The sequence below is a fragment of the Pseudohongiella sp. O18 genome (assembly GCF_021729085.1).
In the GTDB taxonomy this organism is placed as follows: Bacteria; Pseudomonadota; Gammaproteobacteria; order Pseudomonadales; family Pseudohongiellaceae; genus Pseudohongiella.
The window spans coordinates 95825-108272 of sequence record NZ_JAJSAR010000002.1 but is presented as its reverse complement, the minus strand read 5'-3'; the positions used below and the strand labels follow the sequence as shown (position 1 = coordinate 108272).

10 protein-coding genes are annotated in these 12448 nt (G+C 55.2%); 4 read left to right on the top strand and 6 right to left on the bottom strand.

The features are described from left to right. Positions 1 to 19: 19 nt before the first annotated feature. The 4 genes from LVD14_RS07790 to pip all read right to left on the bottom strand — a co-directional run bounded on the left by LVD14_RS07790 (position 20) and on the right by pip (position 5344). On the bottom strand, positions 20 to 1723 hold the full coding sequence (locus tag LVD14_RS07790) for an alpha/beta hydrolase family protein (protein ID WP_237133525.1): 1704 nt from the start codon (positions 1721 to 1723) through the stop codon (positions 20 to 22). A gap of 23 nt (positions 1724 to 1746) precedes the next feature. Then, positions 1747 to 2910 carry a sensor domain-containing diguanylate cyclase gene (locus tag LVD14_RS07785; RefSeq protein WP_237133524.1) on the bottom strand — a complete coding sequence of 388 codons (1164 nt, stop codon included), beginning with the start codon at positions 2908 to 2910 and terminating at the stop codon, positions 1747 to 1749. A gap of 237 nt (positions 2911 to 3147) precedes the next feature. Beyond that, entirely contained in the window at positions 3148 to 4398 is a 1251-nt protein-coding gene (locus tag LVD14_RS07780; protein WP_317622702.1) for a TIGR03862 family flavoprotein, read from the bottom strand. Beyond that, entirely contained in the window at positions 4391 to 5344 is a 954-nt protein-coding gene (gene pip / locus LVD14_RS07775) for a prolyl aminopeptidase (protein WP_237133523.1), read from the bottom strand. The genes LVD14_RS07780 and pip overlap by 8 nt, the downstream gene beginning before the upstream one ends. A gap of 130 nt (positions 5345 to 5474) precedes the next feature. On the opposite strand from pip, the gene LVD14_RS07770 reads away from it, so the two are divergent. Next, a complete protein-coding gene (locus tag LVD14_RS07770; protein ID WP_237133522.1) occupies positions 5475 to 6623 on the top strand; it encodes a diguanylate cyclase domain-containing protein in 1149 nt (382 codons plus the stop codon). Positions 6624 to 6636: 13 nt separating this feature from the next. Here LVD14_RS07770 and LVD14_RS07765 read toward each other — a convergent pair whose 3' ends face one another. Next, positions 6637 to 8181, bottom strand: a complete 1545-nt coding sequence (locus LVD14_RS07765) for an EAL domain-containing protein (RefSeq protein WP_237133521.1) — start codon at positions 8179 to 8181, stop codon at positions 6637 to 6639. Between the two features lie 189 nt (positions 8182 to 8370). Between LVD14_RS07765 and LVD14_RS07760 the strand changes: the two genes are divergently transcribed. Then, the gene (locus LVD14_RS07760) at positions 8371 to 8886 is read left to right on the top strand and encodes a polymer-forming cytoskeletal protein (protein WP_237133520.1); all 516 of its coding nucleotides are present in this window, start codon (positions 8371 to 8373) and stop codon (positions 8884 to 8886) included. 2 nt (positions 8887 to 8888) lie between these two features. After that, positions 8889 to 9554: a hypothetical protein gene (locus LVD14_RS07755; RefSeq protein WP_237133519.1), complete on the top strand. Its 666-nt coding sequence runs from the start codon at positions 8889 to 8891 to the stop codon at positions 9552 to 9554. A gap of 19 nt (positions 9555 to 9573) precedes the next feature. Here LVD14_RS07755 and LVD14_RS07750 read toward each other — a convergent pair whose 3' ends face one another. Continuing rightward, entirely contained in the window at positions 9574 to 11337 is a 1764-nt protein-coding gene (locus LVD14_RS07750; protein ID WP_237133518.1) for an amidohydrolase, read from the bottom strand. A 265-nt stretch (positions 11338 to 11602) separates the two neighbouring features. Here LVD14_RS07750 and LVD14_RS07745 point away from each other — a divergent pair, with 265 nt between their 5' ends. Further along, positions 11603 to 12448 carry a fumarylacetoacetate hydrolase family protein gene (locus tag LVD14_RS07745; protein WP_237134624.1) on the top strand — a complete coding sequence of 282 codons (846 nt, stop codon included), beginning with the start codon at positions 11603 to 11605 and terminating at the stop codon, positions 12446 to 12448.

Below are 12448 nucleotides of genomic sequence, written 5' to 3'. Positions count from 1 at the left end.
TCTGTCAGCAACCCGGCGGTCATACCGCCTGGGTTGCCTGGCCTGCCACAATATACCAGCCAACAAACATCGTGTTGATCAGAGCGCCGGGAACGTAGCTACCAGTGTGCCGCCAGGCACAGGTAGAGATGGTCGATATAATGACCAGCAATGGCACAAACTGGATCATGACGATGGTATTTAATGGTTCAGCCGGCGTAAGTAGCAGTCCTCGCGTAAACAGGCTGATGTACTGAGCCAGCAGAAATATCGCAAAGCCGCCTGCCAGCACCATGGCATTGCTCAGGTACTGCTGGCGAACCGTATCACTGGACACCGAAAGACCGCCATGCAGGGCCCTGCCCAGCAGCAGGAAGAACACCAGCAGCGGCGGCAGGTAAATCAGCATGTTCTGGAACTGATCCAGACTCAACAGCTTAAGCCCGACAAACCAGAACCGGAAATCGATCAGGAAGAAATAGTCCGCGAGCAGCAGCGCCAGATATCCCACTCCCACGATCGCCAGTGCAAATCTTGCCGCAGCAAACCAGGACACCGATTTAAAGCTGACCGCTTCCGCTTTGATCACCAGCCCAAGGGCGGTCGCCAGCAGCCCATTGAGTACAGCCCAGACGATGATCTGGTTGGTGATGCTCTGGGGAAACCAGGAAGATGCCGGCAGCATTGAGGCGGCCATTGAGAATACCGGGTAGAAAACGGCAACCGGGATAAACATGCTAAGGGCTGCCAATAACCACCACTTCCCATTGCGCTGGGTCCAGGCCGTGTTGATGGGTGCACCACTCAAACCCGCAAAAGTCGGGAATTGAATGAACTGCTTGATCGCCCCGCACAGCAGCACCACAAAACCAACAAATGCCAGTAAAGTGCCAATTTCCTTAAAGAACCAGATCTGTCCGGTCACACCCGCAGTCTGGGCGCCCGACAAGGTCAGCTGAAACCAGTCCACCGTATGCCCAATGGAAGCATGTGACAGATGATTGCCAGGATGCGTGACCGGCGGATTGTGCAGGACCCGCGCGGTGCCTGCCGGTACGCTGCCATACACGCGCCCTTCCTGTATCGCGTCATCCACGCCAAACATGGCCTGCAACTTCTCACTGTCAGCCACATCACTGCCGCGCGGCACTTCCCACATCAACGGCGCAAACTCATCATACTGGGCAAAGACAACGGACACATTGCGCGGCCAGTCGGGTGTACCTGGCAAGGCACGCCCGCTGCCAGTGCTGGAACCCTGCAACACCATGGAGCGGTAGGCATCCGGCATGGCTGCCGCCGCTGCCAGCACTGTCCAGCCACCCATTGAATGCCCTTCCAGTCCGATATTATCCGGGTCAACAATATCCAGTGAACGCAGATAACGCAGGGCGGCCGGCCCGCCAAAACCATTGGAGAATGCCGGTGCATCCGAGTAACCGTGGCCACTCTGATCCAGAGCCAGTACGACATAGCCACGGCGCGCCAGCTCGATGGCGAAACCGGACTGCACTTCACGCGAGTTGATATAACCATGAACAGCCAGCACACCAGGTGCCGGACTGTCTGCCGAAGCGTTGGCCGGGATATATAACAATGCACTCAGTGTCTGACCATTGTCTCCGGTGAACCTGACATCTTCGATACGTGTTCCACCGGATGTCTGCACCCAATGGGCCAGTAGTGATCCGACCAATACCAGAACACACCCTGCGATCAGCGTGCGGGCTGCTGACTGTTTCATCTGTGATTCTCCGTTTCCAGTGGCTAAAGTTTATCTGGGGTTTTTGCTTTCTGACGGGCCTTGTCGCTGTACATACGCGAATCGGCTGCCCCCAGCAACTCATCCGCACTCGTACCATCGACAGGACAGACTGCTGCCCCGATACTGACAACCACGTAGAACGTGCCACCCGGCACACGCAGCTCACTGTTCAGCTTGTCACGCAGGCGCTCGATCAGTTGATCCAGCGATTCACGTGACTCCAGCTGCCTGGCGATTACCAGAAACTCATCGCCGCCGTAGCGGCCTGCAAAGTCCGACGTCCTGACGGCTTCGCGCAGCCTGCCGGTAAACTCAACCAGTAAGGTATCGCCGGAGCTGTGCCCATAGTGGTCATTTACCGTTTTGAAATCGTTCAGGTCGATAAGAATGGTGGCAAACTGTTCCCCGCTGCGTTGCACTTCCAGCAAAGTCTGGTTTAGTTTTTCGTCGATACAACGTCTGTTGGGCAAGCCGGTCAGCGCGTCCTCACGGGCCAGTTGCATAACCTGCTGTCGTGAACGGAAATAACAGGCGACGCTCAGTCCGAAGATCCAGGCGACATGGAAATTGGCGCCAGCAAAGACATACCACTGTGTACCGGTGGATTCTGGACCCATTATTATGCTCTCGCTGCTCGTCAGCGCCAGCATGAACCGCCACGCTATCGTGGCGCTCATGCATACACCCGCTACAGCGGCCAGGGAGTTGGCCGTGAATTCATGACGGTCGCTGGTGCGCCAGACGAACGCAATCGCCGAAGTCAATTGAAAAGCCAACGTAAAGCCGTCATGGAAAATATACCGCAAACCCGGATCAAGCCTCAGGAGCCAGGAACCAATGACAAACACGGGAATCAGCAGTATCAAATAACTCCAGCGGTCGGTTGAGCCCAGGTTTCGAAACCGCAAGGTGCCTTCCATGATCAACAGATTGGCGGTCAAGCTGGCCGTATTGCTGGTAAACGGTCCCCAGCCATCGGACCAGCCCAGCAAGGCATTGAGCAGGTTGAACATGGCAGACGTGATGTTGAGCAGGGTGCCCAGCATCCAAAACATGACTCCAGGCATATCACGATTGATACGCCAGATCAGGAACATGACAAAAAACGAGGTTATCCCCAGCGCCAAAAACATAAGCGCCAGTGTCGCAAGGTCAAGCTGGATCATAGGAAGATGCAAATCTCCGCAAGACAGTTGCCCAAACCCCGTTTGCAGGCACTGTCAGTTTTATTGTGCTCAAGCTGTCATTCCAGTTGGAACAACTGACCCGACAACGTGATTTTGCACTGATCTTAGCAGAATTGCATCGCAGCAGACAGCAATCGATACTATTGATTACGTTTACATTCTGAGGTCCATTCACCAGCTTTATGTTGTGGCTTGCCGGACAATGTCGGGCACATTCTATTTTCCCAAGATTCCGGCTGCGGCACGACCAGCCCGCAGCCCGCTTGCCATGCTTGCCGTCAACAAATAACCACCCGTCGGCGCATCCCAGTCGAGCATTTCACCGACACAGAACAGGCCCGGATGCTCATTCAGCATCAGGTCCTGTGTCAGCGCAGAGCCATGTACCCCGCCTGCTGTGCTGATCGCCTCATCAAGCGGGCGCATGCCTTTGACCGGCAGACTCAGTTTTTTGGCTGCCACTGCCATGGCGACAACGTCCTGTTCTGCGCCATCCCTTACAAGTTCGCGCAACAGCGCGTATTTGACGCCATCAAGGCCCAGGCGTTTACGCAGGTAGTTACTACGGGACATCTTGCCCTGCGGCTTATTCAACTTCTGGCGGACCTGCTCCTCTGTCAGATCAGGCAACAGATCAAGCCCCAGAGTGACAGCTCCTGATTTCGCCAGAGCCTCCCTGATCGATGCAGACAGGGCATAAATCAACCCGCCTTCCAGTCCATGCGTTGTCACCACGGCTTCGCCTCGCCTGCAGCCCGATTCAGTCCCGGCCACGCCGAGTGTCACAGTTTTCAGGGGCCTTCCAGCGAAGTGTTCACTGAACCACGGCGACCAGGGGATTTCGACGCCGCCGTTGCTTGGCATGAAATCGGTCACAGGGATAGTGTGGGCTGATAAGACATCGCGCCAGCGCCCGTCAGAACCGAGTCGTGACCAGCTGGCGCCACCCAGGGCCAGCACGCAGACACGGGCAGCAATCTGCACCTGCCCCGTCGGCGTCGTGAATTCGTGAACCATGCCGTCGGCGGTCTGTGTCCATCCGCACCAGCGGTACCGGTTACGAATCTGCAGTCCGGCAAGCGCCAGTTGTCCCAACCAGGCTCTCAAGAGTGGTGATGCCTTCATCTGGACAGGAAAGACACGCCCTGAGCTGCCCACGAATGTGTCTATTCCCAGCGCTCGCGCCCACGCTGTCATGGCCTGAGCATCAAAGTCCTCCAGCCACGGAGCGACATCGACCGACCCAGTGAAACGTGAGACAAACTCTGCTTTGGGTTCTGCATGGGTAAGGTTGAGACCGCCAACGCCAGCGCGAAGCAGTTTGCGCCCCACGGCCGGCATGGCGTCACACAGCACAACAGAGCAACCAGCTTCGATGAGTTGTTGGGCAGCCATCAGACCGGCGGGGCCACCACCGACGACCAGAGCATCGGGCTTATTCTCAGGCAGGATTTTGTTTTCAGACACGCGCTGCGGCCCAGCGATCGGTGTAGTCAATCAATACACTGGTAATACCTGGTTCTGACAGGGCATGACCGGCATCAGCAATGATGTGCAGCTCTGAATTGGGCAGTACTCGATGCAGATCCCAGGCATTCTCGACCGGACAGATAACGTCGTAGCGGCCATGCACTATCACTGTGGGTATATGCTGGATACTGGCTGCCTGGTTTAGCAGATAGTTATCTTCGCTAAAGAAACCTCGATTGATGAAGTAATGGCATTCGATGCGGGCAAAGGCCTCGGCAAAACTGTCCTGACCAAACTTGGCGGCTGCACCAGCATCAGGCAACAGTCGCAGGGTTGAACCTTCCCAGGTTGACCAGGCTCTGGCTGCCTCGCGGCGTACATTCGCATCGTCGGAGGTCAGACGCCGATAGTATGCCGTAACCATGTCCCCACGCTCATTCACTGGGATGGGGGCCTGATACTGCTCCCATAGATCGGGAAACAGGCGGGAACAGCCCTCCTGGTAAAACCAGTCAATCTCTTTTTTGCGAAGCAGGAAAATGCCACGCAAAAACAGCTCCGTGCAACGCTCCGCATGGGTCACGGCATAGGCCAGCGACAGGGTAGAGCCCCAGGAACCGCCAAACACTGCCCAATTATCGATTCCCAGATGGACCCGAAGACGCTCCATATCAGCAACCAGGTCCCAGGTTGTATTCTCCCGAAGTTCAGCAAATGGCGTGCTGCGCCCACAGCCACGCTGATCGAACAGCACCACACGCCATTTGTCAGGGTCAAAATAGCGACGGTAATCTGGATTTACCCCTCCTCCGGGACCACCATGCAGGAATACCACCGGCTTGCCGTCCGGATTGCCAACCTGCTCATAATAGAGCGTGTGCAGGGGCGACACTTCAAGTGTGCCCACGTCGTATGGCTCAATGGGTGGATAGGGTTTGTTCATTGTCGGCACACCTTATTCTGTCATTGTCAGTATTCAGCGGCTTGCTGAGTATTGTATGCTACCACCACTTACACCAGGACTGCTGCTGACTTCATCAACAAGTAAGCAGCAAACCCAAGCAAGACGCGCCATGTCAAAACAGAAGATTGCTTCATTAAGCCATTATATCGACCTCCTGCTTGACGCTATCTGCCTGGTCGATGCCGAAGGCTTTTTTGTTGATGTCAGCGCTGGCTGTGAACGGGTATTCGGCTATACGCGCGACGAACTGATAGGCCGTAACATTCGCGAGCTCATTCACCCTGATGATCTGGAGCCAACCATGGCCACGGCCGATCGCGTGCTCAAGGGGCAGCCCGTCACTTTCTTTGAAAACAGATACATACGTAAAGATGGCAGCGTGGCGCATATCATGTGGTCAGCACGCTGGGCAGAACAGGATAAACTGCGCGTCGCGGTCGCCCGCAACATCTCCGAGCGCAAACACGTTGAAGCTAAGCAACACGCCATGTACTCGATATCCGAGGCCGTCCATGCTGCAGATAATATTGAACAGCTGACTGCCAACATCAGTCATGCAGTGAGCAGCATACTGCCCGGGCTGAAGCTGAGCATTACACATCAGGACGGTACTGCTGATTTGGCCGACCTGACAGTGAACTGCACGCATAACGGTAGACTGGACGCTGCCGATCAGGCCCTGTTCGAATTCATCAATACCCAGGTGGCCATCGCCGTCGAGCGCCACCAGCTACTGGCAAAACTGAAACACCTGGCACTGTATGATGAATTGACCGGACTGCCCAATCGCAGCCTTTTCAATGACCGGCTGGATTCCGCACTCAAGCGCAAACAGCGCAGTGGGGGCTCCTTGACGATCCTGTATATCGACCTGGATGGGTTCAAGGCAATCAACGATACCTGGGGGCATGAAGCTGGCGATATTGTGCTCAAACAGGTCGCCATCCGATTACAGGACAGCGTACGCAGCGCTGACACGGTAGCCCGTCTTGCTGGTGATGAATTTGTGATCCTGCTGGAAGGCGATGGACCGGCGCATTCACCCTGGGTGGTTGCCGAAAAGATCGTCTGCAACGTCGAACAGCCGATTCGCGTGGCAGAAGCAGAGTTGCGAGTACTACCCAGTATTGGCCTGGCGAACTTCCCGACAGACGCGCTGGACGCCACAGCCCTGCTGAGGCACGCTGATCATGCCATGTACAAGGCCAAGAAAACGCGCAACCAATACATCTACCCACCTTCGCCAGCCTGTAACTGAGCTGTTATGGCTGCTAGCAGGTAGCCTTGAAAATGTCCGCTGGTATTGATTTGCTGTACAACCAGCCCTGGGCGTACCGAACGCCTCTTTCACGCAGATAGGCAGCCTGCTTCTCCGTCTCGACCCCTTCTGCAACAACATCAAGCTGCAGAGTGTTGGCCATCTCAATCAAGTGCAGAACAACGCGGCTGGTAGCCGCTTCCTTGTCAATTGCTTCAACAAACAGCCTGTCGATTTTCAGGCTGTCAAAAGGCATGGTTTCCAGGTAAGACAGACTACTGTAACCAGTACCAAAATCATCTATCGATACACGAATGCCCTGCTCCCTCATGGCTGCCAGCGCGACGCGGGCTTTTTCAGGCTCCACCAGCATTCGCTCGGTCAACTCGACAGTCAGCTGGCCCGGTCGCAAATTAAACCGCTTGATGACGGACAGCAGATGTTCCGATGTTGCCGGGAGCAGAATATCGCTGGCAGACAGGTTGATACTTAAGGACATGACTGGATTGTCACGCAGAAACCCTCCCATGTCCTGTGCCGCCAGCTCCAGAACCCGGCTTGTGATCAGATTGATGAGATTGCTTTCCTCCGCCACCGGAATAAAGATGTCCGGCTCTACCAGCTTACCATCGCGCGTTCGCCATCTAAGAAGCGCCTCGGCGCCAACCCATTCACTGGTCTGTAGATCTACAATCGGCTGGTATTCAAGGAAAAACTCATCGCGGCGCAGACCCAAACGTATCTGCGTCGCCATCGACACCTGTTGCCGTGCCGCATACAGAAACGCCAATGTCAGCACGCCGGCCGCAAGGAGTGAAAATGGCAGCCAGCGCAGGCTGATTTCCCGAACACGCTCATCCAGATGGAATAATGGCTCAGCCGCCAGAGAACCCGTCTGACCCACCTGGTCGGACAACATCACAGCCACAATAAAACTACCGTCTACGAAAGTGGCTTCCTGCTCATCTCCCAGCCGGTCAATCCAGTCGGGATTGGCTTCACCAATCGACGTCCTTATCTCACCATTATTAGGGTTGAATGTTGCAAAAACTGCGCCCTGAATATCCGTGGCAATATCCACCGCCTGATTACGGTGGGCCATCGCTATGAATCCGTCACGGGAGATGGAAATGTACGGGGTGTCATTAGGCAGCGGCATAGGAGAGCTAAGCCGTAATTCTGTGCCAATTGCAGTAACCGTATCCGGCTGCCCGAGGTTTAATGGTGGTTCGTGCAAGCCAAGTGATGAACACGGCATGAAATTGCCATCGACCACACCTGCAGCTTTCATGAATTCGCCGCGAAGAGCCAGCTGCCTCATGAGCTGAAGCATATCTGCAGAGCAGGGATCAACAGCGCCTTCAGCGATGAGCATATCAATTGCTTCCTGCATCTGCTCCACAGCGCGATCAGAGCGCTGCACAACAACCTCAGCGTAACCCCGGACCCGTTCCATTTCTATCTGCAGTCCCTGCTGGCGCGCCAGATAAAGCGATACCAGTGGCGGCCCGAGAGCCGTCATCAGCACAATCGTTGCTGTTACGAGGGTAAATCTCATACTGCGCATGCTGATCCCTGCATGTCTTGTTATGGTTTGTAAAAGCATACTAGGGCAGGAAGACGCTCTTGTCACTAGTCAGTAAGTAACGCAGCGAAGGCAGGAATACAAACCGCATCAAACCGTTGTCAGCAATGATATTAGTTGTTAAATTCAGATCGATAACCACAAATCAAAGCGGTGAGTATTATGTTTGACAGAAACAAGGATAAAACCAACGAAAGAACGGAAGCCCCTGCTTCACCCGCAGCGCCAGCCGAAACCAGTAACACTGGCGCCAGCTATCGCAGCGCACCTGCTGCCTCCCCCTCATCGGCTTCCGGCAAGGCTGCCGTGCTGGGCGCGACCATCAAGGTCAAAGGAGACATCAGTGGCGACGAGAATTTGCTGATCGAAGGCCAGGTGGATGGTTCCGTTATGCTGGCCAATCACGAATTGACCATCGGCAAAACCGGCCGACTGAATGCTGACCTCACCGCCAAGACCATACGAATCGATGGCGAAGTGAATGGCGACATCACTGGCAAGGACAAAGTGGTAGTCAGCAGCACCAGTCATATTAAAGGCAATATCGTCACGCCAAAGATGACGCTGGAAGAAGGCGCACGCTTCAAGGGTACCATCGATATCGATCCCAGCCACGCCAACAGCAACACCAGTGCGGCGTCTCTGAAATCATCAAGCACTTCGGACAAGCCTGCCTGATCGTGAACCTGGCCGAGCAACTCAACAGCGGACAGCCTGAAACGCTGCCGTCGCGACTGATGCCCGACATAATGGAGCGCCTGCAGTCTGTACCAAGACTGATGGTACTGGACGTCGGGCTGGGCGTGCATGAAACGGTGGCTTTTTTTGGCGATCGCAGATGTCGGCTGCATTTTGCGGGCATTCACGATGCACTGCACAGCCCACCGCGAGTTGAACATCAGCGTCAACCAGGCCAACTGGTCGACAAACAGGTCGAGGAAGCTGCCAGCTACGAGGCATGGCGACAGCATTTTGCTCAATCAATGAACTATCCGTCAGACACCCGCTTTGATGTCTGTCTGTTCTGGGATCTGTTCAATTACCTTGACGATATTGCCATCAAGGCCTTTGCCGATGTGCTGTCGCCCTACCTCTCGGATCAGACCCTGGCACATGCCTATCTGCTTCTCAAAGCGGATAACGGGTTTAGCAGCCGCGAATACGGCATCAAGTCTGCCGGGGAAATAGCAATTCGAGCTGGCGCTCACAACAGCCTGGATTGTTTTCCAAGGCCACAGGCTCGTGTCACCAGCATGATTTCTGACTTCTCAGTCAATCACAGCGTGCTGCGCCGTGATGGACTGTTGGAAGTATCACTGCGCAGCAAGACTGGGACAGCGCGATAAGCGCTGACTGAAGAGTCGATTACTCGTCGTCGTGAATCAGACGACCACCGACCCAGGTCTGAAATACATCAGTCTTCCAGATTTCCTGTGGTGCCACTTCGAACACATCCTGATCCACCAGAATAAAATCGGCCTTCTTGCCTGGCTCCAGCGTGCCCAATACATCTTCCTGATGCGCCGCATAGGCAGCATCCAGCGTGAAACTGAGCAATGCCTCTTCATGCGTCATGCGCTCTTCGGGAAACCAGCCGCCGGGTGGCTGATTGTCCTGATCCTGGCGAGTAATGGCTGCATGCAGGCCAAAGAACGGATTGGGTGATTCGACGGGAAAATCAGATCCGTTGGCGATGATTACACCAGTATCCAGAAGCTTGCGCCATGCGTACGCTCCATGAATACGCACCTCGCCAATACGATCCTGTGCCATGTTTTTATCGCTGGTCGCGTGCGTTGCCTGCATCGAGGGAATCACACCAAGTTCATTGAATCTCAGAATATCCTCAAAACGCAGAATCTGTGCGTGCTCTATGCGATGTCGCTGCTCCTCGGTACCGGTACCACGAATCAGCGCTTCAAAGTTGTCCATGACGATCCGGTTCGCACCGTCGCCAATCGCATGTACGTTAACCTGAAAGTCTGCAGACATCGCCTGGTTCATCAACTGGGTCAGACGCTCCGGGGTATGCAGCAGTAAGCCACGATGTCCAGGCTGATCGCTGTAGTCATCGTCCAGGTAGGCACCCCGGCTGCCCAGCGCGCCATCAGCAGAAATCTTCACACTTCGAACCGCCAGGGTGTTGTCATCACTGATGAAATGCCCTTCCGCCAGGCGCTCTGCAAACGCGCTGTCAGTGGCGGCCAGCATTACATAAACACGAATCGGAAGTGGACCTTCCTCCTGCAGTTCGCGGTAGGCCTGCAGCGTGCTGCTACCGACCCCCGCATCATGTACGCTGGTCAAGCCCTGAGCTGCCAGTGACTGCATCGACAGTCGCAGCGCAGCTTTTTGATCATCGATACTGGGCTGCGGAATATGCTGAGTGATCAGGCGCATGGCGGTATCAACAAAGGTACCTGTGGCGCGCCCTTCAGAATCACGTATGATCATGCCGCCGTCAGGATCCGGCGTTGATGCGTCGATTCCTGCCAGCTCCATAGCAGCCCTGTTGGCCCAGCCTGCATGCCCGTCGACACGACTGAACCACATGGGAGTGTCTGAATCTGCGGCTGCCAGTGAGTCCGCGCTTGGGAAGCTGTTGCTGTCCCACAAAACCTGATTCCAGCCCCGCCCCTGAATCCACTGCAAATCCGGATTGGCCTGCTGAAAAGCGATGACGCGCTCAACAGCTTCCTGCTCTGAGCGGGTACCGGTCATGTCCACGCGCAGCAGGCTCAGGCCATAGTTCAAGACGTGACCATGCGCATCAATCAGACCTGGCAACAGCGTGCGACCCTGCCCGTCGAGCACCGTTACATCTTCCTGCTGCGGCAACTCATCACCGGCCATCAACAGTCGATCCACCGTATCACCAGTAAACTGGATGCCAGTAAATTGCACCAGCTCACGATCGCGGTTCATAGTGTAGCCATTAACATTGGTCACCACGGTTGTCTGGGCGGCCAACAAAGATGAGCCCATGGCCGCAACCACACCAGCCAGCAACAACCATCCCTTTTTTGGGGAAACTCGCGATGAAGCTGAAGCAAACGTAGTTGGGTTGCAAGACGGTGCCATCGGCTTGGCAGAGCGGACAAGTCGGGCGAGTAAGCAGGATAAAGACATAATGAGTTCCGTAAGAGCTTGTGTAGGCAAATGTGGCGGCTCGGCGCACCACTAAACGTGTACGGAGTCTAACCAGAAACCGGCGTTTTGACTATAATGTCGCGCAGCAGAAAAAAATCCGACCAATAACAATGAGAATGTCACCATGATATCAAGTCCTTTCGTTTCGCCCCCAATGGGCCGATTTATGAACATCCGTAGCGCCGTTTTATCCGCACTGCTGGCACTGTCTGTTGCATTGCCTGCAACTGCCAAGGCAGCTGAATTGACGCTGGTGCGTTTTGGCGAGCCAGGTGCCGAAAAACCTGGCCTGGTGGATGGTCAGGGACAAATTCGGGATCTATCAGCTCATATCAGCGAGCTGACGCCCGCGCAACTGACCGACGAAAGCCTGCAACGCCTGGCGGCAATATCAGTGGATTCTCTGCCGATAGTTTCCGGCAGCCCGAGACTGGCCGCACCCATGACGGGCGTAGGCAAGATTGTCGCGATCGGGTTCAATTATGTCGACCATGCCGCAGAAATGGCTGTCGACCTGCCAGAAGAACCTCTGGTGTTCATGAAAGCAGTGACCGCGCTCAGCAACCCCTTCGATGACATCATCACGCCACGTGCGGCCACCAAGCTGGACTATGAGGCCGAACTGGTTGTTGTGATTGGCAAACGTGCCCAGTATGTCAGCCTGGAAGATGCGCTTGACTACGTGGCCGGCTATACCACTGGCAACGATGTATCGGAGCGAGCGTTTCAACGCGAACGTGCTGGTCAGTTCGTCAAGGGCAAAAGCGCCGACTCATTTGCACCATTTGGCCCCTATCTGGTGACACGTGACTCGATAGACGATGTGCAAAACCTGCGCATCTGGTCCGAAATCAATGGCGAAATGCGTCAGGATGGCAATACCAGCCAGATGGTGTTTGGGGTTGCGCATATCGTCAGTTATCTGAGTCAGTTCATGACACTGATGCCCGGCGACCTGATCTACACCGGCACACCCGAAGGCGTCGGTGACGGCATGACTCCTCCCCAGTACCTTCAGCCCGGTGACATTGTGCGTATCGGTATTGATGGCATTGGCGAGTTGCGCCAGACAGTGGTGCCGGCCCCCTGA